At 63.0% G+C, this 26,462-nt stretch carries 29 protein-coding genes, 1 pseudogene and 1 riboswitch; of the genes and pseudogenes, 14 read left to right on the forward strand and 16 right to left on the reverse strand.

Annotated elements, in window-relative coordinates; genetic code table 11:
* Positions 1–32: 32 nt before the first annotated feature.
* The gene (locus IB265_RS09095) at positions 33–446 is read right to left on the reverse strand and encodes a DUF1636 domain-containing protein (RefSeq protein ID WP_113737995.1); all 414 of its coding nucleotides are present in this window, start codon (positions 444–446) and stop codon (positions 33–35) included.
* Between the two features lie 104 nt (positions 447–550).
* Positions 551–767: riboswitch (cobalamin riboswitch) on the reverse strand.
* 215 nt (positions 768–982) lie between these two features.
* Here IB265_RS09095 and IB265_RS09100 point away from each other — a divergent pair.
* From IB265_RS09100 to IB265_RS09115, 4 genes are all read left to right on the forward strand, one after another.
* Positions 983–1,276 (forward strand): DUF1330 domain-containing protein, encoded by a 294-nt coding sequence (locus IB265_RS09100; RefSeq protein ID WP_058327048.1) that lies wholly within the window; start codon positions 983–985, stop codon positions 1,274–1,276.
* Positions 1,277–1,797: 521 nt separating this feature from the next.
* Positions 1,798–3,486 (forward strand): aspartate-alanine antiporter, encoded by a 1,689-nt coding sequence (gene aspT, locus IB265_RS09105; protein ID WP_245296076.1) that lies wholly within the window; start codon positions 1,798–1,800, stop codon positions 3,484–3,486.
* A 59-nt stretch (positions 3,487–3,545) separates the two neighbouring features.
* Positions 3,546–5,198: a bifunctional aspartate transaminase/aspartate 4-decarboxylase gene (locus tag IB265_RS09110; RefSeq protein ID WP_057254032.1), complete on the forward strand. Its 1,653-nt coding sequence runs from the start codon at positions 3,546–3,548 to the stop codon at positions 5,196–5,198.
* Positions 5,199–5,466: 268 nt separating this feature from the next.
* Positions 5,467–7,146, forward strand: a complete 1,680-nt coding sequence (locus IB265_RS09115) for a TrkA C-terminal domain-containing protein (RefSeq protein ID WP_192494763.1) — start codon at positions 5,467–5,469, stop codon at positions 7,144–7,146.
* A gap of 81 nt (positions 7,147–7,227) precedes the next feature.
* Here IB265_RS09115 and IB265_RS09120 read toward each other — a convergent pair whose 3' ends face one another.
* Positions 7,228–9,003: an SLC13 family permease gene (locus IB265_RS09120; RefSeq protein WP_058327051.1), complete on the reverse strand. Its 1,776-nt coding sequence runs from the start codon at positions 9,001–9,003 to the stop codon at positions 7,228–7,230.
* Positions 9,004–9,486: 483 nt separating this feature from the next.
* Between IB265_RS09120 and IB265_RS09125 the strand changes: the two genes are divergently transcribed.
* Positions 9,487–9,783 (forward strand): hypothetical protein, encoded by a 297-nt coding sequence (locus IB265_RS09125; RefSeq protein ID WP_057254026.1) that lies wholly within the window; start codon positions 9,487–9,489, stop codon positions 9,781–9,783.
* Positions 9,784–9,800: 17 nt separating this feature from the next.
* Here IB265_RS09125 and IB265_RS09130 read toward each other — a convergent pair whose 3' ends face one another.
* A complete protein-coding gene (locus IB265_RS09130) occupies positions 9,801–10,709 on the reverse strand; it encodes a LysR substrate-binding domain-containing protein (protein ID WP_065377312.1) in 909 nt (302 codons plus the stop codon).
* Positions 10,710–10,851: 142 nt separating this feature from the next.
* Here IB265_RS09130 and IB265_RS09135 point away from each other — a divergent pair, with 142 nt between their 5' ends.
* Genes IB265_RS09135 through IB265_RS09145 form a run of 3 tightly spaced genes read left to right on the forward strand, consistent with a single transcriptional unit; the run spans position 10,852 to position 12,792 of the window.
* On the forward strand, positions 10,852–11,244 hold the full coding sequence (locus IB265_RS09135; RefSeq protein WP_113737993.1) for a RidA family protein: 393 nt from the start codon (positions 10,852–10,854) through the stop codon (positions 11,242–11,244).
* A 41-nt stretch (positions 11,245–11,285) separates the two neighbouring features.
* Positions 11,286–11,678 carry a RidA family protein gene (locus tag IB265_RS09140; RefSeq protein WP_113737992.1) on the forward strand — a complete coding sequence of 131 codons (393 nt, stop codon included), beginning with the start codon at positions 11,286–11,288 and terminating at the stop codon, positions 11,676–11,678.
* Between the two features lies 1 nt (position 11,679).
* On the forward strand, positions 11,680–12,792 hold the full coding sequence (locus IB265_RS09145) for an NADH:flavin oxidoreductase (RefSeq protein ID WP_113737991.1): 1,113 nt from the start codon (positions 11,680–11,682) through the stop codon (positions 12,790–12,792).
* 75 nt (positions 12,793–12,867) lie between these two features.
* On the opposite strand, the gene IB265_RS09150 is transcribed toward IB265_RS09145, so the two are convergent.
* Both IB265_RS09150 and IB265_RS09155 read right to left on the reverse strand, forming a co-directional pair.
* Positions 12,868–13,833 (reverse strand): MBL fold metallo-hydrolase, encoded by a 966-nt coding sequence (locus tag IB265_RS09150; RefSeq protein WP_192494764.1) that lies wholly within the window; start codon positions 13,831–13,833, stop codon positions 12,868–12,870.
* Positions 13,834–13,906: 73 nt separating this feature from the next.
* The gene (locus IB265_RS09155) at positions 13,907–14,923 is read right to left on the reverse strand and encodes an alpha/beta fold hydrolase (RefSeq protein WP_192494765.1); all 1,017 of its coding nucleotides are present in this window, start codon (positions 14,921–14,923) and stop codon (positions 13,907–13,909) included.
* A gap of 118 nt (positions 14,924–15,041) precedes the next feature.
* On the opposite strand from IB265_RS09155, the gene IB265_RS09160 reads away from it, so the two are divergent.
* Entirely contained in the window at positions 15,042–16,073 is a 1,032-nt protein-coding gene (locus tag IB265_RS09160) for a GlxA family transcriptional regulator (RefSeq protein WP_286161594.1), read from the forward strand.
* A gap of 357 nt (positions 16,074–16,430) precedes the next feature.
* Here IB265_RS09160 and IB265_RS09165 read toward each other — a convergent pair whose 3' ends face one another.
* The 9 genes and pseudogenes from IB265_RS09165 to IB265_RS09200 all read right to left on the reverse strand — a co-directional run bounded on the left by IB265_RS09165 (position 16,431) and on the right by IB265_RS09200 (position 21,928).
* On the reverse strand, positions 16,431–16,820 hold the full coding sequence (locus IB265_RS09165) for a DUF1515 family protein (RefSeq protein WP_309140267.1): 390 nt from the start codon (positions 16,818–16,820) through the stop codon (positions 16,431–16,433).
* The gene (locus IB265_RS36625; protein WP_113736983.1) at positions 16,792–17,049 is read right to left on the reverse strand and encodes a hypothetical protein; all 258 of its coding nucleotides are present in this window, start codon (positions 17,047–17,049) and stop codon (positions 16,792–16,794) included. The genes IB265_RS09165 and IB265_RS36625 overlap by 29 nt, the downstream gene beginning before the upstream one ends.
* Before the next feature lie 120 nt (positions 17,050–17,169).
* Entirely contained in the window at positions 17,170–17,373 is a 204-nt protein-coding gene (locus IB265_RS09170) for a hypothetical protein (protein WP_058323330.1), read from the reverse strand.
* Positions 17,370–18,218, reverse strand: coding sequence for a hypothetical protein (locus IB265_RS09175; protein ID WP_162770931.1), 849 nt, complete (start codon positions 18,216–18,218; stop codon positions 17,370–17,372). Before IB265_RS09175 ends, IB265_RS09170 begins: the two co-directional genes overlap by 4 nt.
* A 25-nt stretch (positions 18,219–18,243) precedes the next feature.
* Positions 18,244–18,678, reverse strand: coding sequence for a hypothetical protein (locus IB265_RS09180; RefSeq protein WP_246805892.1), 435 nt, complete (start codon positions 18,676–18,678; stop codon positions 18,244–18,246).
* 25 nt (positions 18,679–18,703) lie between these two features.
* Positions 18,704–19,497, reverse strand: a pseudogene (locus IB265_RS09185) (phage portal protein); the annotation flags it as partial.
* A 241-nt stretch (positions 19,498–19,738) separates the two neighbouring features.
* A complete protein-coding gene (locus IB265_RS09190) occupies positions 19,739–20,215 on the reverse strand; it encodes a hypothetical protein (RefSeq protein WP_113736985.1) in 477 nt (158 codons plus the stop codon).
* Positions 20,215–21,654 carry a terminase large subunit domain-containing protein gene (locus IB265_RS09195; protein ID WP_112995535.1) on the reverse strand — a complete coding sequence of 480 codons (1,440 nt, stop codon included), beginning with the start codon at positions 21,652–21,654 and terminating at the stop codon, positions 20,215–20,217. The genes IB265_RS09190 and IB265_RS09195 overlap by 1 nt, the downstream gene beginning before the upstream one ends.
* Positions 21,539–21,928, reverse strand: coding sequence for a hypothetical protein (locus IB265_RS09200; protein ID WP_113133112.1), 390 nt, complete (start codon positions 21,926–21,928; stop codon positions 21,539–21,541). Before IB265_RS09200 ends, IB265_RS09195 begins: the two co-directional genes overlap by 116 nt.
* Positions 21,929–22,341: 413 nt before the next feature.
* Between IB265_RS09200 and IB265_RS09205 the strand changes: the two genes are divergently transcribed.
* From IB265_RS09205 to IB265_RS09215, 4 genes are all read left to right on the forward strand, one after another.
* Positions 22,342–22,710 (forward strand): tetratricopeptide repeat protein, encoded by a 369-nt coding sequence (locus IB265_RS09205; protein ID WP_057254007.1) that lies wholly within the window; start codon positions 22,342–22,344, stop codon positions 22,708–22,710.
* 433 nt (positions 22,711–23,143) lie between these two features.
* A complete protein-coding gene (locus IB265_RS09210; protein ID WP_176907390.1) occupies positions 23,144–23,311 on the forward strand; it encodes a hypothetical protein in 168 nt (55 codons plus the stop codon).
* A 334-nt stretch (positions 23,312–23,645) separates the two neighbouring features.
* Positions 23,646–23,777, forward strand: a complete 132-nt coding sequence (locus IB265_RS37325; RefSeq protein WP_255571009.1) for a hypothetical protein — start codon at positions 23,646–23,648, stop codon at positions 23,775–23,777.
* A gap of 325 nt (positions 23,778–24,102) precedes the next feature.
* Positions 24,103–24,405 carry a hypothetical protein gene (locus IB265_RS09215; RefSeq protein ID WP_113398944.1) on the forward strand — a complete coding sequence of 101 codons (303 nt, stop codon included), beginning with the start codon at positions 24,103–24,105 and terminating at the stop codon, positions 24,403–24,405.
* A gap of 127 nt (positions 24,406–24,532) precedes the next feature.
* On the opposite strand, the gene IB265_RS09220 is transcribed toward IB265_RS09215, so the two are convergent.
* Complete coding sequence (locus IB265_RS09220) at positions 24,533–25,078, reverse strand: BA14K family protein (RefSeq protein WP_110879491.1); 546 nt, start codon at positions 25,076–25,078, stop codon at positions 24,533–24,535.
* A 117-nt stretch (positions 25,079–25,195) separates the two neighbouring features.
* Positions 25,196–26,278 (reverse strand): D-alanine--D-alanine ligase family protein, encoded by a 1,083-nt coding sequence (locus IB265_RS09225; protein ID WP_057254003.1) that lies wholly within the window; start codon positions 26,276–26,278, stop codon positions 25,196–25,198.
* Between the two features lie 27 nt (positions 26,279–26,305).
* On the opposite strand from IB265_RS09225, the gene IB265_RS09230 reads away from it, so the two are divergent.
* Entirely contained in the window at positions 26,306–26,449 is a 144-nt protein-coding gene (locus IB265_RS09230) for a hypothetical protein (protein ID WP_156414718.1), read from the forward strand.
* The last annotated feature ends 13 nt before the right edge of the window (positions 26,450–26,462 follow it).

A 26,462-nucleotide genomic window follows, 5' to 3' on the forward strand; every position in this document is an offset into this window, starting at 1 on the left:
ACCAAACGCGCTTGAGCGCATGCGTGTCGCACTCATTGGAAATGGCCCGCAACGTCTTCGGAGACGAGCATGGCCGCCGGGATGCGGGCGAGCGTCTTGCCCTTCAGTCCGCGCGGCCGTTCGGCAGCCCGCGTCATGCCGTCGCCGCGCTCCACATAGGTGGCGGCAAAGCGGACGAGATCGTCGATGTCCTCTTCCGGCGAAATGTCGCCAAAGAGATAGGTCGCCTTGCCCGTCGCCTGGAAGGCGATGGTGCAGGGGCGCGTGCATGCCGCCATGCAGACCGTGCCGGCAATCGAGAAATCACTATCGAGCGGCGCGCCGAGGGCGGCAATGCTGCGGTTGAGCCGCTTTATCAGCTCGGCGCCCGGCATGCAGGGGCCGCCGGTAAAGCGGCAATCGGTGCAGACCGTTATCTTATGCTGTCTTGAAGTCGGCTCAGCCATTCTCTCTCTCCGCCGGACTGACGGCAAGAGATGGCGAAGCGGCAGGGTGACGGAAAACCGTCGCGCGAAAGCCAGTTCTTTTCCATCGGAACACCCCGTCCGTTGTGGTTGATCGGTTCGATGGCAGGTCTCCTGGCTCGCGGGTCGCGGCGCATCCACGTCTTCCCGGCCTTTGGCCAGTGACATGGTGTGAATGCGCTGTCCGCTCACAGTTGCGGGGGCAGCCACGGTTTCGGTCCCGTCAGGGTCGTCCGTTCCGTGTTCCCTTTTCAGCCGCTTCCGCATTGTCGCGGACGCAGCACCATCGCGCTCTTCCTCGCATGAATCGGCAGCGGATACAACCGATGGGGTTGGGCGGCCGGGATCTATCAACATGCCGCGTTTCGTCATGTACCGACTGTTATAAAATAACATAACAACAATCAACAAGGAAATGATCCTAAGTCACCCTGCCGGCCGCCGCGGGCGAGAGTCTCGCCTGACGGCGACGACCGGCGTATCCTTGCTCCTTGGCTTGTCGGGAAAGGAGCTCTGCCATGGCTGCCTATTTGATCGCCGATGTCGATATCACCGATGCAGCGACCTTCGAGGAATACAAAAGAGAGGTGCCGGCGACGGAGGCCCGCTATGGCGGGCGTTATCTCGGCCGCGGTGGCGCAACCCGGGTGCTTGAAGGCGACTGGGAACCGCACCGGCTCGTCATCCTTGAGTTCCCGGACATGCAAGCCTTGCTCTCCTGGTACCAATCGCCGGACTATCAGCGCCTGAAGGCGATCCGTGAGCGCTGTGCCAGGACACGGATCATAGCACTCGAAGGCGTCGCCATCTGAAGCGGAGCGCAAGACTGGCCGCAATTGCCGGCCTTGCTCGTGAAACGAACGGATGAGCGCCCCCGTCACTTCAAGCTTCGCGGCGCGCGGATGAAGCAACTGCGGGGGCATGTGCTCCGGGTCCATCGACATGCGGCGTTTCGTCATGTCCATCCGTTATGCGATAACATAGAAATACAATGCCAGAGTTGAATAGCCGGCGAAATCCGCCGTAGTGGGACCGTGTGCCTTCATCGGGACCGGCGCGCCGCCGCCCTCCCGAACTTGCCTTCGCACGACCGCCCGACCCGACGCTTTCGGACCGATGCCGCGCAGCGCTCATCAGCCCCCACTGGCCGCAAAAGCCAGAAATTTAACGTACGTTACGCTCACGTAACCCCAAGGCCGTTGAGAAAATCAGCAGCCGAAGCGACAATTGCCAAAGCTAGGATTGGGCATCGACAAGCCACCGATAAAATCAACTTAGCCGCGCAAGTCCCGAAATGAAGTGATGGCAACGCAACTTTCTACAGGGGATGGCAGTGAATCCAATTGACTTCTTCGTCGAGACGCTTCGGACCTATCCGCCGGTCGCCGTCTTCCTCGCCCTCGGCATCGGTTTCCTGATCGGGCCCATCAAGGTCGCGGGGTTCAATCTCGGAAACGTCACCGCTACGCTTCTGGCGGGTGTTCTCATCGGGCAGCTGGGCATCCAGGTTTCCGGTGATCTGAAGTCCACCTTGTTCCTGATCTTCCTGTTCGCCGTCGGCTACGGTGTCGGCCCGCAATTCGTGCGCGGCTTGAGCACCGATGGGCCGAAACAGATTGCCTTTGCGCTGTCTGTCCTGGTGCTGTGCCTCATCGTTCCCTATCTCTGCGCGCTGATCGCCGGGCTTCCGCTTGGCTACGGCGCCGGCATGTATGCCGGGTCGCAGACGATCTCGGCTGCGATCGGCGTTGCCACGGACCAGATCAATTCGCTCGGGCTGACGCCGGAGCAGGCCAAGACCTTTGCCGACCAGATTCCGATTGCCTATGCGGTCACCTACATCTGGGGCACGATCGGCTCTGCCATCATCCTCGCCCAGCTTGGCCCAAAACTTCTCGGCATCGATCTTCCGGCGGCCTGCAAGGAGTATGAGGCCAAGCTCGGCGGCGGCACCGAGAGCAGCGAACCCGGCATCACCCGCGCCTATCATGATTTCGGCCTTCGGGCCTATCGGATCGACGAAGCAAGCGGGCTAACCGGAACGCCGGTCAAGAACCTGCTTCCCGGCATTCGCGTCTTCGTCGAGCGCCTGCGAAGAGGCGATCAGATCATCGAAGCGGATGGCAACACCGTGCTGCAGCCGGGCGACGTCGTCGCCTTCTCGGGCAGGCGCGCCCTGCTCGTCGAAAACCTGGACAGCAAGCTGACGGAGGTCGAGGACAAGGAGCTTCTGAACGCGGAGGCCGAGATCGTCGACGTCTACGTGACCAGCAAGGCGCTGGCCGGAAAGACACTCGCCGAAGTCAGCACGATGGATTGGGCGCGCGGCGTCTATGCCCGCAAGATCGTGCGCTCGCTGGTCGAGATCCCGGTCCTTCCCGGCACGACCGTCGAGCGTGGCGACATCGTCACCATCGGCGGCGCCAGGAGGCACGTCGAAGCGGCGATCAAGGCTCTCGGCTTTGCCGATCGCCCGGTCGAAACCACCGACATCGCCTTCCTCGGCTGGGGTCTGTTCATCGGCGCGATGATCGGGGCGCTGACGATAACGATCGGCGGTATTCCGATCGGGCTATCCACGTCAGGCGGCGCCCTGCTTGCCGGTCTCGTGCTCGGCTGGCTGCGCACCACCTACCCCGCCTTCGGCCGCATCCCGTCGCCGGCGCTGTGGCTGTTGAACACGCTCGGCCTCAACATCTTCATCGCCGTGGTCGGTATCGGCGCCGGACCGGGCTTCGTCGCAGGCCTCCAGGAGGTTGGCATTTCGCTGTTCATCTGGGGAGTCGTTGCAACCTCCATCCCGATGATCGCCTCGGTGCTGATCGGCCACTATGTCTTCAAGTTCCACCCGGCGATCCTGTTTGGCGCCTGCGCCGGCGTCAGGACCACGACCGCAGCGCTCGGCATGATCCAGGAGGCGGCCAAGAGCAAGGTGCCGGCGCTTGGCTACGGCATGCCCTACGCCATCGGCAACACGCTGCTCACCATCTTCGGCCTCGTCATCGTCATCATGCTCGCCTGAGGCGCGCCGGCGAACCGAGACCATTGTTCCAATTTCATAGATCACAGGGAGTGTGGATCATGTTGGACAGAAAATTCTACGACAGCATTTCCGATCTCAGCCCGTTCGAAATCAAGGACGAACTGATCAAGCTCGCCAAGACGAGCTCGCAGAAATCCGCCAAGGCCTTCCTCAATGCCGGCCGCGGCAACCCGAACTGGACGGCAACGCGCGCCCGCGAAGCCTTCTTCCTGCTCGGCCAGTTCGCCCTGACGGAGGCTAAACGCGCCTACTACGATCCGAAGGCGGGCGTCGCCGGCATGCCGCCCCAGGACGGCGCGCATGCGCGGTTCCAGAAGTGGATCAAGAAACAGCTTCAAAGCACGGAAACCGTGGACGAGGAAGACGAAGGCGTCCCGGCCGCCAAAACCCTCGGTGACGCCGTCGCCTATGCCATCAACACCTTCGGCTTCGACCCGGATGGATTCGTGCATGAGCTGACCGACTCGATCATCGGCGACAACTATCCGGTCCCCGATCGGGCGCTGCATCACAACGAGATCATCACCCACGAATATCTGATGTGGGCGATGTGCGCCGGCCACCGGCCAAGCGTGAAATTCGACCTCTACCCGGTCGAAGGCGGCACCGCCGCCATGTGCTACATCTTCAAGGCCTTGAAGAACGCCCGCATCCTCAACGCCGGCGACACGATCGCGCTCGGAACGCCGATCTTCACTCCCTATCTCGAGATGCCGCAGCTCGAGGACTACACGCTGAAGACCATCAATGTCAGCGCCGAGCAGGAAGATCGCTTCCAGTTCACCGACGATGACATCAAGGCGCTGGAAAACCCCGAGGTGAAGGCGCTGTTCCTGGTCAACCCCGGTAACCCGTCGGCCGTCGCGATGGATCCGGATTCGATCAAGCGCCTTGTCGATCTCGTAAACAACAAGCGTCCCGATCTGATCATCCTTACCGATGACGTCTACGGCACCTTCGTCCCGGGGTTCCAGTCATTGCTCGGCCATCTGCCGCGCAACACCATCGGCGTCTATTCCTATTCGAAGTACTTCGGCTGCACCGGCTGGCGCCTCGGCGTGGTGGCCGTTGCCCAGGACAATATCTTCGACGAGAGGATCAAGGCGCATCCCGAGCCGATCCAAAAGCTTCTGGAAAAGCGCTACAAGGCGATGACGCCGAAGCCGCGCGAGGTGAAGTTCATCGACCGCATCGTCGCCGACAGCCGCGACGTGGCGCTGAACCACACCGCCGGCCTGTCGCTTCCCCAGCAGGTGATGATGTCGCTCTTCAGCCTGGTCGAGCTGATGGATGTCGAGAAGGCCTACCAGAAGGCCTGCATCGCCATCTGCACGAAGCGGTTCTGGAACCTCGTAAACGGCATGGGCGTCGAGTCCAACCCGGGCATCTATTTCGACCACTATTACGGCATCATCGATTTCGAGTTCTGGCTGCGCAAATATGTCGGGCAGGATGTTGTCGAATGGGTGAAGGACAACATCCATCCGCTCGACATTCCCTTCCGACTGGCCGAGGACCACGGCATCGTTCTCTTGAACGGCTCCGGCTTCGACGCGCCAAACTGGTCGGCGCGCGTTTCCTTCGCCAACCTCAATGACGACGCCTATTCGCAGATCGGCCGTGCCGTGCGCTCCGTGGCGCGTGGCTACGTGCAGACCTACCAGGCGGCCAAGGGCCTGAAGATCAGCTAGCCGAGCAAAGCGGCCGGCAAACCCGTCGGCCGCCTCCCCCTGCAGCGCCGCGCGTCCAATTAGACGCGCAACGGTCGCTGTAGCATTTTCGAATGCTGCATGTTTTGTCCTTCAAGCGGCGACGATTGAAGGACACATGCAGAAGGGCGTGAGCAGACGCCCTGATACCCAGCCACCCCGGATTTTCCGGCAGGGTCCTGCCGGCAAGTGAGCAGCGCATCATCAGGCTGAAGGCGCCCCTTCGGCATGGAGTTGGGAGTAAAGCGGCGTGATCGATCACCTGTTCGGCATCCTCAGAGCGCATCCGGAGCTCGCCCTCTTCCTCGCGCTCGGCATCGGCTACGCCGTCGGCAAGATCACCATCTTCGGCGTGACCATCGGCGCCGTTACCGGCTGCCTGCTGGCGGGCGTGCTGATCGGACAGACGGGCGCCGTGTTGTCGAACGACGTGAAGCAGGCGTTCTTCCTGCTGTTCCTCTTCGCCATCGGCTACCGCACCGGCCCGCAATTCTTCCAGAGCCTCAATGCCGATGCCCTGCCCCAGATCGCCGTCACGGTGACGCTCTGCGTCGCGGCGCTCGCGGCGGCGATCCTTCTTTCGATCCTGTTCGGTTTCGATCTCGGCACGGCCGCAGGCGTCCTTGCGGGCGGGGCAACGGAATCGGCGACCGTCGGCGTCGCCATCGACACCTTCCGCAAGACGGCGCCAACACCCGAAGCCGTCACCCAATTCGAATCCGCCGTGGCCACCGGCTTTGCGGTCGCCTATCTCGTCGGCGTCGTCACCGCGATCCTCGTCCAGTCGCAGCTCGCACCGCGCATGTTCGGCCGCTGCCTGAAGGAAGCCTGCGCCGAGCTCGAAGCCGAACTCAACATCGCCCCGGAGAACAGCGGCGATACCGCCCGCCGCGAGATCGAAGCGCGCGCCTTTGAGATCGCCGATAATCTGGTCGGCCTGACCGTGGCGGAAGCGGAGGCGCGAGTCCCTGAGCATCAGAAGGCCTATGTCGAGCAGATTCGCAGGGGCAATGAGATCATCTCCCCCGCCCCGCAAGAGCGACTGCAGGCCGGGGACATCATTGCGGTCGCCGGGCTTCGCGGTTTCCTGGTGGAATATGCCAGCCGGATCGGCACCGAGACCGATGACCGCGAGCTTCTCGACATTCCGGTCGAAATTCTCGACGTGGTGGTGACCAACAAGGACGTCGCCGGCAAACGCCTTTGGCAGCTCAAGCAGCAGCCCGAGGCGCGCTCGGTCTTCCTGCGCGGCATCCTGCGTGCCGGCCAGCCGATCCCGATTTTCCCCGGGCTGACAATCCGCCGGGGTGACGTGATGTCGATCGCCGGTGCCAGGCGCCATGTGGAGGATGTCGCTGCCCGGCTCGGCTATGCGGATCGCAAGACGACGGCGACCGACATGGTCTATGTCGGCGTCTTCATCTTCCTCGGCGGCCTCATCGGCATACCCGCGCTGAAACTCGGAGCGCTCGAAATCGGCCTCGGCGTTGCGGTCGGCGTGCTGATCGCCGGTCTCGTCGCCGGCTGGCTGCGCTCGGTCAGGCGCACGTTCGGCTTCGTGCCGGAGGCAACCCTCTGGTTCTTCGACAGCGTCGGGCTCTGCGCCTTCATCGCCTGCGTCGGCATCTCGGCCGGCCCGAGCTTCGTCACGGGCCTCGTTCAGTCCGGTCCGGCGCTCGTGATCGCCAGTCTGCTGATCTGCCTGATTTCGCACCTCGCAGCACTTGCGCTTGGCCGTTGGGTCTTCCGCATGAACGAAGGCGTGCTCGCCGGCACCTGCTGCGGCGCCGGAACCTCGGCGCCGGCGCTCGCCGCGGTGCAGGAGGCTGCCGGCAGCCAGGTGCCAACCCTCGGCTACGGCCTTGGCTATGCGATCGGCAACGTGCTCCTGGCGCTCTGGGGGGCTGTGCTTGTCACGGTTCTTGGGTAGCGTCTAAACCGCCGACGTCAGCATGCCGTGCCGGCCGATTGCTGCGTCATGCACGGAGCGGCCTGACGTCAGGTCAGGAAACTACCGCAGAGGCCAGACCACCATCAGCGTCGGTATGCTGACGATAACGATCACGAGCGAGAGCGGCAGGCCGAGGCGCGGATAGTCGCTGAACCGGTAGCCGCCCGGCCCCATGACCAGTGTGTTGCACTGGTGGCCGATCGGCGTCAGGAAATCGCAGCCGGCGCCGATGGCGGTCGCCATCAGGAAGGCTTCCGGCCGATAGCCGAGCGCGTCGGCGAAGCTCGCGGCGATCGGCGCCATGACCAGCACGGTCGCGGCGTTGTTGAGGAACGGTGTGACCGCCATTGCCGCAAGCAGGATGATGGTCAACGCGCCTGCCGGCGGCAAGCCGGCGGCAACCGTACCGAGCCACCCGGCAATGACTTCCGTCCCCCCGGTCGTGCGCAGGGAATCGCTGACCGGGATCAGCGCCGCCAGCATCACGAGGATCGGCCCGTCGACGGAACGGTAGACGTCGCGCAACGGAATGATGCGGAAGATGACCATGGCAAGGGCCGCTGCGAAAAAGGCGATCGGCACCGGCACGAGGCCGACTGCCGTCGAGCCCATGGCGGCGGCCAGGACCAGAAGCGGCAACGGCGCTTTGCGCGTGGTGCCGAGCAGGATCTCGCGCTGCGCGAGCGGCAGGCAGCCGAAGTCCTGCAGAAAAGACGTCAATTCGCGCCGCGCGCCTTGCAACACAATGACGTCGCCGGCGCGCAGACGAATGCTGCCGAGCCGCTGCTTCAGCCTTTCGCCCTGGCGGCTGACGGCGAGCAGGTTGATGTTGTGGGTGTTGAACAGCGCCAGGCGCTGCGCCGACATGCCTTCGATCGGCGAGCCGCTGCCGACGACCGCTTCCACCGCCTCGATCTCGGACCCTGCCTTCTCGCGGCTACCCGGCGAGCGGTCTCCGGCGATCTTCAGCTTGGCCTGCGAGACAATACGATCGAGCGCCCCCGGCCCGCCTTCAAGCAGCAGGATGTCGTCGGCTTCAAGCGTGATGTCGGGCAGCGGCGCCAGATGCAGGCCGCGGCGAAAAATGGCGATGACGACGGCACCGCCATCGCCGAGCTTGACCAGAGCGCTGAGTGACTTGCCGATCGCGGGAGATCCGGCAGCAACGACGGCCTCCGACGTATAGTCGGTAATCTCGATCGCCGAATGAACCGAAACTTGGCTGCTGGTCCGTTGCGGCACGAGCTTGTAGGCAAAGAGCAGGAAGATGCAGCCGACCAGCGCCAAGGTCGCGCCGACGGGCGTGAAGTCGAACATCGTAAAACTCTCGCCGGTCAGTTCCTGACGCACGCGCGACACGACGATATTCGGCGAGGTGCCGACCTGCGTCATCAGCCCGCCAATCAGCGAACCGAAGGCCATCGGCATCAGGAAGACCGAAGGCTGGACATTCGACCGCCGGGCGAACTGGAAGGCGACCGGCAGCATGATCGCCAGCGCCCCGATATTCTTGATGAAGGCGGAAAGCACCGTCACCGTGATGACCAGCAGCGCAAGCTGGGCCCGGACCGACGAGATATTGGGCAGGAAGCGCTGGATCGCCGCATCCACCACGCCTGAGCGCGCCACGCCGGCGCTGACGATCAAGGCACTGCCGACGATGATGACGATGTCGTCGCTGAAACCGTCGAAGGCATGATCGTAAGGCACGATGCCGACGGCCACCGCCAGCATCAGCGCAGAACAGGCGATCACGTCGTATCGAAACCGCCCCCAGATGAAGAAGACCATCATGGCGCCGATGACGATAAACGCGAGAGACTGTTCGGCGGTCATGCAATACCCGGGTTCGGCGAAAGGACTGGGCGGGACGGAACGTGCAGTTGGCGCAAGGCCGAAACGCGCGATCCGCCGGAACGTTCACGAGAGAAGTAACGCATCTTTCTCCGCACCGGAATCCGGCTCAGCGACAAATCTGGGTACGAAGGCGAAATTCTCCAGCGACCGCAAGGCATTCACGCGACGTTGCCGACTTGGAAAACACCGTTGCCGCCCTACACTTTAGCAAAGGGTGTTGGAGCGCCTTGGCCGCCGCTTTTGCCGCCGGTGCCGGCGGACCATCTGCTTCCTCCACCGCGTCGCCCCAGGCTTGCTCGAAGCAGGCGCTAGGCTTGCCTAGATAATTGCGAGCCCTTGGATTTGCATCAGGAAATTGTACAATAGATCAAAGTGTTGCAGCGCGTTCCGTAGTCCATTTGAAGGCGAGGAACCTGACTGCGCCTCCCCTACCAAGCGCACCCGTAACCGAGGATCGCCGACATGAAAAACGCCCTTGCCGCCCTCTCCGTCGTTCTGCTTCTGAGCGGCTGTACCGCAAGCGGCGGCTCCAGCTATTACGGCTATTCGTCGAACCTCGAGCCGATCCCCGGCAGCATCACCTATGGCGGCCAGCCGCGCACCAAGCTCACAAAGTCGCCTGTCGGCAGCATCGTGCCGCACCAGTTCATCGACCAGTACGGCCGCAAGGTCTACGAAACCTATATCATCGAGCCGGACCGGTCGTTGCGCCTCACCAGCCGGCGCTGGCAGCCGGATGATATTTTCGATTTTGACTGACGCATTTCGTGGGGCGACTATGGGAGGGAGCGGCAGTCGCCGCTGCCGAATTGCGCGATCACCCAATCGCGCAACAACTGCGTCGCCGGTCGATCTGCCATCCGTGGGCTATAGACGAGATCGTAGCGGTCGCTTTCGAGCGTCACAGGAAAAGGCTGGACGAGAATGCCCGAGGCGAGTTCCTCGGCGACCAGCGTCAGGCTCAAAAGGCCGATGCCCTGCCCGGCTACGGCGGCCTGAACGGCATGGATTTCATCGGTAAACGAAAGACCCGCGTTCGCATCGACATCTGCGATGCCAGCCCGCTCCAGCCATTGCCGCCAGACCGGCGCACGCGGCTCGTCTCGCCGAGCCGCACCCCAATCGAAATGAATGAGCGTTGAGCGTTTGAGATCCGCAGCACTTGCCGGCACCAGTCGCGGCGCGCAGACCGGGGCGAAACGATCGGCAAAGAGCGGCTCGGTTATGAGACCCGGGTAGTGTCCGCCACCGAGACGGATTGCGGCGTCCGCGTCCGCCTCCAGGTCGATCGTCCGGTTGGAAGCGTCGAGCCTCAGCGTCCAGTCCGGATAGGCTTCGCGAAACGAGCCGGCGAGCGGCGCCAGACGCTTGGCGACGAAGGCGACCGTCGAGGTCAGCCGCGCGACCTTGCTCCCCTGCTGGCGGCGCACGTCGGCAATCGCCTGCTCGAAGCGATCGAGACCATCGCGCAGCACCGGAAACAGCGCCTTGCCGGCAGCCGTCAGATGCACCTGTCGCGTCTCGCGCTCGAAGAGCTTGACCTCCAGCATCTCCTCCAGCTGCCGGATCTGGTGGCTGACGGCGGTCGCCGAAACGTTCAGCTCTTCCGCCGCATGCTTGAAGCTCAGTCGGCGGGCGGCCGCTTCGAAGACCCGCAAGGCGCCGAGCGGCGGCAGCTTCCTCATCGCATCCTCATGGAAGAATTCATCTCATCTATCAGCTGAGAAATCACTCTTTGTCAGCCTGCTATCTCCTCAGCATATTGAGTTCAACAGCCAAGGCAACAGCGCCAAGCTGAGAAAATCTCAAGTATGCAAGGATAATCTCATGTCTCTCGAACAGGTCATCACCAAGCCCGATCCCTACGCGCCCTTCCTGCTTTCGCAAGCGATCAAGGCCAACGGCTTCGTTTTCGTCTCAGGGCAGGCGGCGATCGGCGATGACGGCGAGCTCGTCGGCGAAGGCGATTTCGACCGCCAGGCCGAACAGGCCTTCCGCAACCTCGACCGGGCCTTGAAGGCCGCCGGTTCCGGCCTCGACAAGATCGTCAAGGTTACGATCTTCCTGCGCTCCATGGAGAATTTCGCAAAGATCATCGAACTCCGCCGGAAGTGGTTTTCGGCACCCTACCCCGCCGACAGCATCGTCGAGGTCTCCTCGCTCTATTCGCCAGACGCGCTGATCGAGATCGAAGCGATCGCGCTCGATGCAGGCCGTTGAGATGAGCGCCGGAAATCGTTCCGTTATCGAAAGGACATTCCATGCATCTTGAACAGGTCGTCACCGCGCCGGATCCCTACGCGCCGTTCCTGCTCTCCCAGGCAATCAGGGCCAACGGCTTCGTCTTCGTCTCTGGCCAGGCGGCAATCGGTGACGACGGCGAAATCGTCGGCATTGGCGATTTCGACCACCAGGCCAACCAGGCTTTTCACAATCTCTACCGCGCCTTGAAGGCCGCCGGCTCCGGGCTCGACAAGGTCGCCAAGACCACGATCTTCCTGCGCTCCACCAAGGACGCGGGAAAGATGGTCGACCTTCGCCGCAAGTGGCTTTCGGCACCCTACCCGGCCGAAAGCATGATCGAGGTTTCTTCTCTCTATTTACCCGATGCACTGATCGAGATCGAAGCGATCGCGCTTGACGGAGACCGCTGACATGAACGCGCCACAGATCCTCCCATCTCCCATTTTCACTGGCGTCACCTTCAAGGGGCTCGATTTCAGCAACCGCCTGTCGGTCGCGCCGATGACCCGCATCAGCGCTTCGGCTGCAGGCGTTCCAGGCGAACGCATGCGCCGCTACTACGAACGCTTCGCCCGAGGCGGCTTCAGCCTGATCACGACCGAAGGCATCTACACCGACAAGGCTTATTCCCAGACCTACAGGGACCAGCCCGGCCTGACCGACAGGGAACAGGCGGCTGCCTGGCGCCGCGTCGTCGATGCAGTCCACGCCGCCGGTGGCCGCATCTTCGCGCAGCTCATGCATGGCGGCGCATTGGCACAGGGCAACCCCTACCGCCCGGATACGGTAGGCCCCTCGGCCATACGTCCGAAGGGCACCCAGATGACCGGCTACCATGGCGACGGCCCCTATCCTTTGCCGCGCGAGATCAGCGAGGTCGAGATTGCCGAAGCGATCGAGGGCTTCGCCAATGCCGCTCGCTTGGCCATCGAGGTCGCCGGCTTCGACGGCATCGAGATCCACGGCGCCAACGGCTACCTGCTCGATCAGTTCTTCACCGATTTCTCGAACCGGCGGACAGACCGCTGGGGCGGCGATATCGTGCAGCGGCTCGGTCTGTCGCTCGAGGTGCTGAAGGCTGTGCGCGCGGCGATAGGCCCCAACGTCCCGCTCGGACTGCGCCTCTCCCAGGGCAAGGTCAACGACTTCAGGCACAAATGGGCCGAACGCGAACCGGGTGCAGCGCGCGTGTTCAAGACGCTGGCCGAAAGTCCGGCCGATTTCGTTCACGTGACCGAGTTCGAAGCCTGGAAGCCGGCCTTCGACGGCGGCGACGCCTCACTCGTGGCGCTTGCCCATCGCCACGCGCCGCGCCTGTTCCTCATCGCCAATGGCAGTCTGCACGATCTCGCACGCGCAGAGGAGGTGATGGAAGCCGGGGCCGACATGATCGCGCTTGGCCGCGGCGCGCTCGTCAATCCCGACTGGCCGCGGCTGACCGCCAAACGCAACGATCTGCGTCCGTTCGACCTGCCGTTCCTCGCGCCGATCAGCGACATCAAGGACAGCGAGCTCGCACTCTGAGAATGGATCGATGGGCGCTTGAGAAGGCGCCCGTCGGCAACGTCGCTCGCGTTCGTTGAGGACTACTCGTCGCGGTTACAACGCCGCGACGAAACGATAGGCTGAGCCGTTCCGCTCGGCGCGCCCGATCCCCGGATGGGCCCAGTGATAGCCAAGCAACGCTAGCCGCTCCGATGCCGCCCTGTCGATCAGGGCCTTGCGGTTCTTCAAGGCCAGTTCGGCATCCATGTCGAAGCCGAAATGCCAGTCGGGATGTTCGAAAAAGACGACATTGCTGGTCACCGCATCGCCCGTGATCACCAGGCCGTCATGTCCCGCCCCGTCGCCACCGGCAAGCTGAAGCGAGATGTGGCCGGGCGTATGGCCGCGCGTATCGAACACCTGCATGCCGCTGACGATCTCGTCGCCGGGCTTGACCAGGGTCAGGCGGTCCTGAACGGCAAAGAGGTCGCGCTGCGCGCCCTTGGCAAAGCCATGCAACGCCTGCGGCATCACCTTTTCGAAGTTCGGATCGGTCCAGAACTGCCACTCGGCCTCCGAAACGAAATACTGCGCGTTCGGAAAGGTCAGTTTGCCGTCGACGCCAAGGGTGCCTCCGGCATGATCGGGATGGGCGTGGGTCAGTACCACCTTCGTCACCAGGCCCGGATCGATGCCAGCGGCCAACAGATTGGCGCGGAGCTTGCCGGCGCTCTCCTGGAAGTGATTGCCGGAGCCGTCGTCGACCACGATCAGATCACCGCCGGTGCGGATGACGGGGATATTGGTATGAAACGGCGCGCGTTCGGGCGTGCCGCCGAGGCGGCGCATGATGTCCGGCCGCTCTTCAGGCGTCGCATCCGGCAGCACGATGCTCACCGGCAGCATGATGAAGCCGTCGCTGACGACGGAAATATCGAAGCTGCCGTGCCGAAGGCGATGGATGTCAGCGGCGTAGGCACCTTTCGGCAGGAGGACGGAAGCAGCAATCGCGCTGGAACCGGCAAGGAATTCACGACGATCGAGACCGGATGCGTCGGTGGAAATGCGGGAAGAGGTCATGGCTTTAGTCCTTGGCTGAAACGTCTGAGGAAAGGTGCCGGTGCGCCCCTTGGGCGCCACCGGCGAGCAAGCATCAGGCCTTGGCAAAGGCGAGCAGGTCGGCGCTGAGCTGGTCCTTGTGTGTGTCGGTGATGCCATGCGGGGCACCGGCATAGACCTTCAGTTCCGCATGTGGGACGAGCTTCTTCGAAGCCCGCGCGGCCGCGTCGATCGGCACGATCTGGTCGTCATCGCCATGGATGATCAGGGTCGGCACATCGAACTTCTTCAGGTCCTCGGTGAAATCGGTCTGCGAGAAGGCAACGATCGAGTCATAGGTGTTCTTGTGACCGCCCATCATGCCCTGCAGCCAGAAACTGTCGATCATGCCCTGAGAGGCAACCGCACCCGGGCGGTTGAAGCCGAAGAACGGACCCGAGGCGATATCGCGGTAGAGCTTCGAGCGATCCTTGAGGCTTGCCGCCTGCAGCCCGTCGAACACCTCCTTCGGCAGGCCGCCGGGGTTCTTGTCGGTCTTGACCATCAGCGGCGGCACCGCCGAGATCAACCCGGCCTTGGCGACGCGGCTGGTGCCGTGGCGGCCGATGTAACGGCTGATCTCGCCGCCGCCGGTGGAAAAGCCCGCAAGGAAGATGCCCTTCAGATCGAGCGCATTGATCAGATCGGCCAGATCGTCGGCATAATGATCCATGTCGTTGCCGTCCCAGGGCTGCGACGAGCGGCCATGGCCGCGGCGGTCATGGGTGATGACGCGGAAGCCATTGGCGGCGAGGTGGAAGGCCTGCGCTTCCCAGCTGTCCGACGACAGCGGCCAGCCGTGGCTGAGCACGACGACCGGGCCATCCTTTGGACCCCAGTCCTTGTAGTAGATCTCGACGCCATCGCGGGTGGTGATGCGGCTGCCCATGGTCTTTGCTCCCTCGGTGCCGGACGCGCCGGCGGTTGATGCGGTGGCGGATGCGGCCTTGGCCGGAATGTTCATTGCGTTGACCGCGGCGGCGGTGGCGGCGGCACCGAAGGCTGCCGAAAGAACGTTGCGGCGCGAAAGGCCATTGGAAACGGTTGCGGAAACTGCTTTTGCCTGTGTCATTGTCCTCACCTCTTTGATCTCTGTTGCCCGGCTTCCATCCCGTGGAAGCGATGGTTGAATTGATAAATCGGGGGGCCTAACCTCTCGACCGGCAAAGCTGACAACGATGGGGGCAGAAGTGACAAAACGAGCGGAAAGCGAACCGGCGGAGATCGGCATCGTCGTCTACCCGCGCGCCCTGATGTCGGCGATCCACGGGCTGACCGACATGTTCCAGGTGGCGAGCATGCAATCGGTCGAACAGAGCGGGGTAGACGCTCCCCAGATCCGCATCAGCCATTGGAAGCTGCAGGAAGACGGCTCGGTGGCGAAATCACGCGACACCCACCAGGATCCCTCCTCGAGCCTGGTGGCGCTGATCCTGCCGCCGACGCTCGCCGATCTGCCGGTCGGGGAGCGCATCGGCACCCTGCCCGCCTTCGTGCGCGAGCAGCATCAACGCGGCACGACCATCTGTTCGGTCTGCGGCGGCGCCTATCTGCTCGCCGAATCGGGCCTCGCTGCTGGCCGTACCATCACCACGCACTGGTCGCACCAGGACCTGATCGCCAACCGCTACGGCAATATCCGCGTCGACACCGACAGGCTGCTGATCGACGAGGGCGACATCATCACCGCCGGCGGCATGATGGCCTGGATCGATCTCGGGCTGAAACTCGTCGACCGGTTCCTCGGAACCGACGTCATGCTGGCAACGGCGCGGTACATGATTATCGATCCCGGCGCGCGCGAGCAGAGCTACTACAGCGTCTTCGCGCCGAAGCTCGATCACGGCGACAACGTCATCCTCAAGATCCAGCACTGGCTGCATGGCACCAGCACCAAGGGCGTGACGCTGCAGATGATGGCGGAGCGCGCCGGGCTCGGCGACCGCACGTTCCTGCGTCGCTTCCAGAGGGCGACCGGCTTCAATCCGACGGAGTATTGCCAGCGGCTGCGGATCGCCAAGTCACGCGATCTGCTGGAGCGTTCGCATCTCTCGATCGAGCAGGTTGCCTGGCAGAGCGGCTATGACGACACCAACGCCTACCGCAAGATCTTCCGCAAGATCCTCGGTCTCTCGCCAAAGGAATATCGCCTCCGCTTCTCGGTATCGGATGGTGCCCGGCGAATGGCCGCAGGAGCGCCGAATGCGGTGCCGGCTTTGTGACCTAGGGCGCTCCATCGATTGAGCGCGCCAGCAAGCTGCATCCGCTCAAGACCCGACCAAAGTGACAGCCCACAGCGCATCTCCTGGTAGGTTCTCGCCACCTGGCGCTCCCCCGATAAAGGACAACAAGCCGATCATGGGCGCCGCGAAGGCCTAAGCTGGGTCGACGAGATTTGCCGGCCGAGTTCCGAGACAAGTCAGATCTGGATTGACCGCTCGTCCAAGGAAGATCGTTCCAAACCACTATATTCAATGCACGCCGCGCGCCCCAACGGGCGCGCGGCGGTTTTTGCGTTTTCTATCCCTTCGGGGTCACCAAGACGGCGTTGCCGTCGCCTCCGATCTCAGACGGCCCCGTCAGCCCTTGCCCATGATGACAAAGACGACGCGGCGGATCGCCTCGGCGAAGCTGACGCCCAGCGCCATCGCCGCGATGCCGGTGACGCCCAATGCGCCGATCCCCATCAGCTTCCAGCGCCTGACGTCGTCGGTCACCGGCTTCATCTCCGCGACGTCCGCACCGATCGCCGAGACAGACGCCTCGATCTCACCCACGCGATCGACCAGCTGCTCCATGCGTAGATGTACGCTGCCATGAATGGCGGCGTACTTGTCCTCGGCACGGCGGCTGCCCTCCTCGATCCGGCGGATGGATTCTTGCAAGCCGCGCATGCCCGCAACCAATTCGCCGAGCTGGCGGTGAACGGCAACATCGATTTCAACTGCCGACATCGGCGCGCCCACCATGCCTGGCGCATTCCGCCCGTGTCCAGATTTCCGCAGCACAGAGGCCAACGGCCGTGCGATCAATCCGGCGTTGATCGGCCGCAGTCGCGCCGCGCGCGCCGACGAGATCAGTTCCGACGACGCCCCGCAGACCCGGAACACTGGCCGGTTGCGAAGTTCCACAACCCGCCTGCATCAAGGCAGGAATCGTAATCAAAGCGCTTTTCGCGAGCGCGGCTCTGAGCGTCATTGTTCTGCCTTTCGATAGCATTGGCTATGGAACGGGCACCGTCGGCCCGGATTTCGTGAACGAGCCAGACGATGCCGGCGAGTAACAAGCCGCCAGCCAACAACTTCGGCCAGGGTAGCATCATCTGGCCCAGCCAAGGCGGCGCGCGAGCACGTACCAGGTTTCGGAGAGGACGCCGGCAGCAAGGCCGACGCCAACCTCCAACAGCATCTGGATGTCCGGATCATCGGCAATCGCGGGACCGGTTTCAGGCGCCAGCAAGCCCTTCGCAACAAGCAAGCCGGCGCCATAGCGCAACACGATGCGGATCATCACGGCGCTCATTTCGCCCGCCTCGCGAAAATTGAGACAATCACGGTGACAAGGCGTTCGAAGATGTTGCCAAGAGACAGGGCCGAAGCGCTGACGCCCTCGCCTTTTGCCTCCGATCCCGACGTTCCGGGTCGAAGCACCACGATGACGCCCGCCTCTGCCGGCCCCACCTTTTGCTGGCCACTCCGGCCATATCCGGCTTCCCGCAATGCCGCCTCGAACGCCCGACCATAAGCCTCGATCTTCGGACCATTTTGCCTGATGTCACCATTGATGATCGCGCGGGATGCCGCATAACGATAGCCGGTTGCCGCCCCGGAAAGGCTCTCGTCCGTGTCGAAGTCGGAAAGCCGTTTCCCGGTAAAAAGCCCCTCCGTCATGCCGTCGAACAGGATGCGCACTGCGGTCGCCATCTCGCTCGCCTGTTCAGGTGCCGCCGCGATGCCGAACTTCGCATAATTCGCCTTGCCGGTTATCTGGGCCAAACCGCGCCCGCGATAGCGCCACCCGTCATCGGCCTCCACATTCCCGAGCCGCCCGCCATAGACCCGGTTCGCAAGCTTTTGCGGCTTGCCAGCATAGGGTTCGGCACTCGCAAGTGTCGGGAATCGAGCAGGCCACACTTGGGTGAGCCGCTTCGCGGAATAATTGAGATTTTCTTCAACCGGCAGCATGGAGCTGCCGGTTTCGTGGTAGACGGTTGCAAGGATCGCTGCCAGTTGGCAGAGGCTGACACCACGGCGACGCGCCTCGTCGACGATAGCGTCAACGCCTGCCATCTGTAGGACAGATAGAGAGATGCCGAACACCACGCTGCCCCGTCGCCGGAGAGCGGCAAAGAATACCGATCGGTTCATAAATCACCTGTATAGCAGAGGGCGGCTAGAGATTGACTGCCGCGAGCCACAGAGCATCGACCTGCAGATCTGACAGGCCCAGCCCAACCGCAACCGTCGCGACGAGTGGGTGCCCACGCTGAAACGTCTCGGCATATTCCCACTCAATCTGTGCCTCGTCTCGTTCGGGGCCCACAGGTATCGCGGCAATCGTCGTTGCCACGGCCTCTGGCGAAGCGCCCGCACTAACGAGACCGAGACGGAATTGCCGCGCGGAGAGCGATGGCATCACTCTACGGCTCTCCTCATCCGTCGGAGGAACATACTTGGCAATTGGAAAATCATGGTTGCCGTCGAGCCATTTGCGGATGGCCGGATTGAGACCAAAACGCCCTGGCTCTGCCGTCGCAGGCGTTGCCGTTGCCAAGGCACCCAGCGCCATCAGAACGCGTATGGAATTGCCAAATCCAACAGCGCACATTGCCTTCCTCCACTCCCGAAGCCTATCGCCTGCGGGCAAATTCTTCGTCCTCGCCATCGGCATTACCGGCAATGGCAAAACCTTCGACGAGATCACGGTCGTAGCCATGGCGATCAGATCCGAGCGGCGCATCCGCCGCTTGATGCCGGCAATCGGGCTGTCGTCGATCGAGATCGCATCTGGATGAACGAGGAATTCCTCGAGCGGCACGGCGGCAAGCCTTGTCGCCCCACGCTCGGCCGTACGGCGGATCTTGACGGTGAAGACCGGCTGCTCCACCGGCCCGGTGGGCAGCTCGATCCGTTCGACCGATTGCGCCTGTTCCAGCACCTCCACCGTGTCGTCGGCGATCAGTTGCACCAGGGCGGCCTCGTCGAGCCCGCTATGGGTCGAAACCTCGACGCTTTTCTTCTTCTCGTACCACCAGCGGATCACGCCGTTGCCGAGCTTCAGCGCGTCATGCGCTGCATCCTGCACCGCGTCATAGCCGTCGCTTTCGGGAAAGACGATGTAGTTGATGTAGTCGGTCGCCTGCTCGGCGCCTGCCTCGTCGCCCTGGTTGACCGGCTGGTATTCCACCACCTTGTCATTGCCAAGCACGGTGCGGATGAGCGAAGGCAGCACCTTCTTCACCGCCGCCCGCACGTCGCGCGAAACCACCTTCGAGCGGTTCGCTTCCGCCGGCACGTCGGCCATCACGCCGTCGTAGTATTCCATTGCCCGCACACGCGTGGCCGAAAGCTGGTCGCGATAGTCCTCGCAATCCCTGACGAGCTGGCTCACGAGCTCCGTCAGTTCCGGTTTCGTCATCGCTGCCATCAGAGAACCTTTCAGGGAGGAATATGGTTGAGATGCTGCCGTTGTCACGCGCGGCCCGAACGGGTGCGGCCGCGCCCTGGGGTTGATCGGCAGCGGAAAGATGTCGCATGAACATCGTTTTGTCGTGAGGGATTGGTGACGGCGAACACCGGGGTGAGAAACCTTAGGTCGCCAGCTCACCGCTTGTTGTTGCAGAATGTTGGACAGGTCGGCAACGGAGGGCAGCCGTCGATCGATTGCATCACCCCTTGCGGCGAGACCTTCGATGAGACCTGACCGCGGCCAACCAGTCTGGGAGAACGAATATGCCACTGGCCGACGCGACGAACTGAGCGATGGGCATGAACCCCTCTTGCCGCGCCATGCCACTCGACAGGGCAGCGAACGTCACTAAGCCTCCGAGCCCCAGGTAGGCTCGCTTCATCTCTGCCACCGGAATAACGTCGAAGAACCTGGAAACGTAGTCGGGCTCGCGCCACAGTATCAACGCGGCAATGAAGGTGAAAGACAGTATTGTCCAGGCATAGACCGAGAGCGTGGCGCTCCTGGCCGTTACGATGCCGCTCTGGTGCAGTAGGCGGCTGAAATCGAAATCGCCAACAGCACGCCAAGCAGCGCCCAAATCAGCCTTCGTTTGCTTCCCCAGAAAAAATACATACCCGCACTGGTAGCGAGCCCGCGTTAAAAGTTCGCTTCCGGCAAGGGTGTTCTCTGCCATCAGAGAACCTTCCGATCGGTAAAGGCCCAGGCGGCGGCGTCCGCCTTCACCCGGGCAAAGCGTTTCATCATCAGCGCATAACGAGAGGCCGAAATCACGTCGTCGCGCTCTTTCACGATCCGGCCATCCTTGCGGTGGTAGAGCCTGAACTCCTCGAACCATTCGCTCGCAGTGGAAAACACCTTGAAGCGCCCGGTCTGCATGCGCTGCAGCATGTCGGAGATCCCCGCCTCGACGCCGTTGGTGCCGTCGTCGAAGGTCGCACGCTCCAAAAGCATCGCCAGCCCCTGCCCGCGATATTGCGCCGCCAGCTGCTCGCCCGAGCCCTTGTCGTGCTGCAGCCCGTCATGCGGCCACGCCCACGGCAGCCAGGGCCCCCAAGGTTTGAGCGCCGCCGCATGGATGATCGGCGTCGCCTCGCGCTCGCGGTAGACCCGGGTCACATAGAAGACATCGGCCTCCCGGTCCCAGGCGCAAAGCGCTGCGGCAAAGGGGTGGTCCCAGCCGAAGTCGAGCCCGCCGATCTGCACCCAATGCCTGGGTATCTCGAACGGCTCGACGCGGATCTGTTCCTCGGTCACCGGGAAAATCCGGCCGGAGCCGAGTGTCGGCACACCCTTGGTGCGCGCTTCCTTCTCATGCGCCGGGTAGCTCGCAACGATCTTCGCGCGCTCCTGCGGCGTGTAGTGCTCGGCATCGTCAATCGTCATCGTCACCACGGTCCGGTCTTCGGAGGGTTCCAGCAGGTAGCGGCTGACGACCGAGCTCATGCCTTTCAGCGGCGTAAAGGTCACGGCGACCGAGCCGCCCGTCGCATTGGTGCGGGTGATGCCCTCGAAATAGACATCCTCCGGCGGCTCCTCGTCGAACCAGACATAGTCCACCGTGTTTGCCTGCCATTTCGCCCGGCCCTGCTCATAGGCTTTGAGAAGCAGCGTCGAGGTGCCGCCCGAAGCATGGCGCACCGTCACGCTGTCGAGCGCGCCGGAAGCGCTGGAACGCCGGGTCCAGCCTGAAATATTCGATTTCGGGATATAGCCGGTGCCCCAATCCTCCTCGCTCATCGGCGGGCCGACGAGCAGCCGCTGCACGCCATCGCGTGTCAGCTCGTGCGATTCCGAGCCGCCGATCATCGTGATCGGCCGCTCGAACCGTCGGCCCGCCCACCAAGAGGGATAGTCGCCTGTCAGATGCATCGCCGCTTCCGCAGCACCGGCCAGCGTCTTGCCGAGCTGATTGCCGGCCATGAACAGCCGCTCGCGGAACGTGGCCCCTGCTTCATGGAATGCCGTCTGCCTCGCATAGGGCCGGTAATAGAGCAGCCTATTCGTGTTCTGCCGGCGCCCGATCTCCATCGCCAGCTCCATCCGCTCCTTGAGCAGCAAGGAAAGGCCGGATGGTTTGGTCGAGCTTGCGGATCCGCTGAAGGAGTTGTTCATCCGTCATCTCGCCGATCTGGTTGGCATTGATGGTCACGTCCTTCGGCATCAGCGCCGCGACGGCCTTCAGGAAATCATGCGGGTTCTTCTCGATCAGCGCGTGGATCGCCGCTGCCCCGCGGCTTTCCCAGGCCGAAAGCATGTCTTCGAGGAAAAGCTCGCCGAGTTTGGTGCGTACCGCCTTGCGGGCGCGCGGCCGGATGACCGCACCTGCCCGGTCGGCGCGCGGCAAAAAACGCCCGGTTTTCGGGTCCTTGGCTGGTTTGCTTGTCATGGAAATTACTCCGGGCAGGCTGAGCCGCTGAGCCTGCTGGCAGCCGCGGCTTTGACAGAAAAGGCACTCGGCCTCGACTTCGGTCCGTCACCTCGTCTTTGCTCGAATGGCTCGGCGCACCTGCCAATCGTCGAGCGCCGTCACCGCGGACAGCGCAACGCGCGCCGAGCGTGACAGCCGATCACAGAAAATTGCGGGTGTCACGCCGGATGTCACGCTTGCAACCTTGACTTCAGGTTGTATCCGGTCATCAATGCGGCCCACCGGGTTGCCCCGTTTCGGGTCCTCTTGGCGGAATGCATCGCAAGCGCCCTGCTAGCCAGGGAAAAGCCAAAGTAGTTCAAGATTTTGAGTAATTTATCAGCCTAGCAGGCCCGCTGCGGGAACCGTGCGATGGATGCAACAGGTGTCAGATGATCCGCAACGCGTTCAGTAAGTTGAAGACCATTTTCACCCCGCGGCCCTCCGCAACGAATATCTCGCCCAGGTTGCTTGAACTGGCCACCTCGGGGAACGTCGACGCCCAGGCAAAACTGGCCGAAATCTATTTCAACGACGGCGGCGAGGAACACTACGCCGCCTCGCTTCACTGGAACCGGCAGGCCGCCCGCCAGGGTCATCCCGCCGCGCAGGCCCGTCTCGTCACCATCTATCAAAGGGGGCTCGGCGTCGAGCGCGATCCGAAAGAGGCCTCGCGCTGGCTTCGCAACATTGGGCAACCGCGCGCGCGAATTGAGCCCGCCCGCGCCGTTTCCGGCAAGATCGCCAAACAGGAAGCATAGCAAGCGCCAACCGGCCTTCGCGAAGCACCGTAACGATCCGCAACGGTCAGGCGACCTTTGCGCGGCTGATAAGACGCGCGGCGCTGTAGGCCGCTCGCCTTAGCTGACCCCGGAATCAAAAAGGCCGCTTCAATGACGAAACGGCCAGCCTGTAATATCCTTAGCCCGCTTCTGGCCGTTTGGCAAGCCCCTTTGCCTAAATTTGTTTCTGTTTTGTTCTTTTTTCGCGAGCCGCCTGCGTCGCTCGCCTCACGCCCACCTGCCGTCTCGCCCGCCCGCTCCCATCGTTTGGTGATATAGTTACGCCCGGCACGCGACACTGCCTTTGCCCCGCGGTCCCGCGGCAATGGAGCGCCGGCCATGACCAAGCGCGCCATGTCCGGTTCGATGGCGAGGCGGTCGAAGGCCGTTCCCACGACGACGGGAGGATCCCATGACCCCACGATATCTGCTTGCCGCTGTTATCGCGGCGCTTGTCGCGCTTGCCGGCTGCACCACCGACCAGGCCAGCCGCAGCACCGCCCCTGCCCCAAGCCAGGGAAACCAGGGCACGCAAGGCGGCCAAGGCATGAGCCAGGGCGGCGGAAGCTCCGGCTACTAAAGCATGTCGCGCAAAAGTGCGTAGCGGTTTTGCGATAACGACATGCGACAAACCAATAAAGCACGTCGCGCAAATGTGCGCAGCGGTTTTGCTGCGACAACCCAAAACTGAACGGCCCTGTGACGAGCGTCGCCGACCGCAGGCTGCCTGTCCAGTCCGCGTATGACAGCACCGCCATGCACGGAGCCTGCCGGCACCGTTCGCCTCGCTTCGGCGCTTGCTGATTGAACCTCCGGCGCCGAAACGCGTTGAGTAACCATGACGCGCAATCTCGGTGCCACGCCATTTGTTTGCGCGCATTCTGTGTTAAGCTTCCCCTTGGGAGGAAAATGCCATGGAGAATTTCTTCGCACTCGCCGCCATCGTCGTCGGCTCCGCCATCCTGGGGCTTGCGCTTGCCTACGGAATGCGCCGCAAGGACGCACACCGTCCTCCCGATCATGACGACGCCCGGTTGAAGTTCTAAAGCCTGTCGCGCAAAAGTGCGCAGCGGTTTTGCGACAACGACATGCGAAATATCAAGAACTTAAAGCGCAAGGAGCGAATCTGAAAGATCGCGACGCTTTAGAGCCGCTGGCTCTTCCATGAAACGTGCTAAGCGCGCAAGCGCCCGCTTCGCAGCGCCACTCGTTCGCCGGGCCGCACCATCTTGAGCGCGGACAGCGTCGACTGGCGACAGCGAGCACTTTGGCTCCCTTCCTCTCACAGACGTTCCCCTTGCCCGGCAGCCGGGAACCTTTCCCGCCTCCTCGCCTTACTCCTTCGACATGACCAACCGAGGAGATGCGAGGATGAGCAAGGCGAACCCGAAATCACGTGATCTCAGGCAGACACCCGAAGACCTGTCGCAACCCGCAGAACCGACCGTCGTGCCGATCGGCAGGATCCCGCCGTTGCCGGTCGATCTGGTTCCTGAGGGCGATGACATTCCGCCGGGTGACCAGGGCCGCGTGCCGCCGGTTCCGAGCCGCGATGAGGCCAATGTGAACCCGGACGACGCCCTGCCCGAAGACGGCGAGGAGAAAATCCTCGACGACGACCCGGCGCGCGAAAAGACCCGCTTCGACGAGGAGCTTCCGAAGAGCAGCCGATAGGCATGTCGCGCAAAAGTGGGCAGCGGTTTTGCGATAAACGACATGCGGCTAACTGACTTGCAAGCATGAACAGAAAAGCCCGCCGGTCACCACAACCGACGGGCCTTTTTTTTGGAACGCGCTTCGCTCAGAAATAGGGCGAATAGCACTGCTGGCGCGGGCCGCCATAGGGCTGGAACGAATTGTCCCAAGCGCGGTACGAGCGGTAGCGGGCATAGCACCAGTCCACGTGCCGCGGGTTCACGCCGGCATCCGCCCGGCGCGGCGGCGCGGCAATGGCGCCGCCGATGATGACGCCGGTGCCAAAGGCCGCCAGCGGATACCACCAGCCGTCATTATGGCGGCGATAGCCATAGCGCTCGTAGCGATAGCCGCGGTAGCCGTTATAGTGTCCATAGCGGTAGCCGCCATCCCAGCCCGGACGCGGACGATAGCCGCCATGCCAGCCTGGCCGCGGACGGTAGCCGCCGTCCCAACCGGGGCGCGGGCGATAGCCGCCATGCCAACCCGGCGGACGCCGGCGATAGTGTCCGCCGTTCCATTCCCGGTGCTGCACCAGCTCGACGTCGCTCTTCTGCGCCCGCTCGATGGCAACCGCCGGCACGGCATTCGCCGGCGTGATGCCCGAAAGAGCCGTAACCGCCGCCATTATGACGATGGCAATCTTCTTCATCTCATCACCTGTCCGTTTGGAAACAGGCGGCAGTTTCGCGGAATGACGTGAACCCACAATGAATGCGATACATCTAATATGTAATACAACCCAAAGGCAGCATCCGCGGCTAGTGTTTCATGCGCGCGCGGCCCCATCCCCACGCAACGCGAGCGCATGCGCAATCAGCGTTTCCACCGCCGCGACATAGGAGATTCCGTCTGCCGCAAGCGCCTTGGCATACATGCTGATATTGGTGAAGCCGGGAATGGTGTTGATCTCGTTGATGACGAGGCTTCCATCTGGCCGCAGGAAGAAATCGACGCGCGCCATGCCGGCGCAGGCCAGTGCCCGGAAGGCCCGCTCGGCCATCTCCTGCGCCCGCGCGCCCACCTCTTCGGCAAGGTCCGCCGGCGCATTCACGATCGCGCCGCCAGCGTCGACATATTTGGCGTCGTAGCTGTAGAAACCGTGGCTTTCGGCGGGGATGATCTCTCCCGGCCGCGACACGGTGAGCCTGCCCTTGGCGTCTTCCAGCACCGAGCACTCGATCTCGCGGGCCTGCACGAACTCTTCGATCAGCACCTTGTCGTCGTGGCGAAACGCCTCTTCCAGCGCAGCCGCAAGCCCGTCGAGGCTATTGACACGGCTGACGCCGACGGATGAGCCCTGCCGCGCCGGCTTAACGAAAACCGGCAATCCCAGTGTTTCCAGGATGGTTTCGCCGGAATAGGCGTCCTCCTGATGCAGCGCGATGGCACGCGCGACTGGCAACCCCTCGGCCGCAAGCAGGCGCTTGGCGAGCACCTTGTCCATGGCGGCTGCCGAAGCCGCAACGCCGCAGCCGACATAGGCGACATCGGCCGTCTCGGCGTAACCCTGCACCGTCCCGTCCTCGCCGAACGGCCCATGCAGCACCGGAAAGATCAGGTCGACGGCCGGCAGCAGCCCTTGCGTTCCGTCGGCGGCAATGGTGACCGCCCGGCCCTTGCCGCCCGGGATCAGCGCAACTTGCGTTCCTGCCGCCGGAATGGTCCGGGGCAGCTCGCCGTTTTCAAGCTCGAGCAACAGCCAACGCCCATCTTTGGCAATGCCGATCGGCACGATCTCGTAGCGTGCTCTGTCAAGCGCGGCGACGACATTGCGCGCCGACATCAGCGAAACCTCATGCTCCGCCGAACGCCCACCAAACAACACGGCAATGCGCAACTTCCCTGTCATGACGTCTTTCCTTCAGAATCGTGACCAATGCTGATCCGCAAGGAAGCGGTCGAAGATGGCAACAAGACGTCAAGGAAACGTGCTATCGCTGCGACAGGAAAATTTTCTCAATCGACCGCAACACCGCTTGACCCTTCAGGCGGCGAGACACAATTGGAACGCGAAGGATAATTTGAAGGAGAAG

Source organism: Ensifer sp. ENS10, from assembly GCF_014852025.1.
GTDB lineage: Bacteria > Pseudomonadota > Alphaproteobacteria > Rhizobiales > Rhizobiaceae > Ensifer.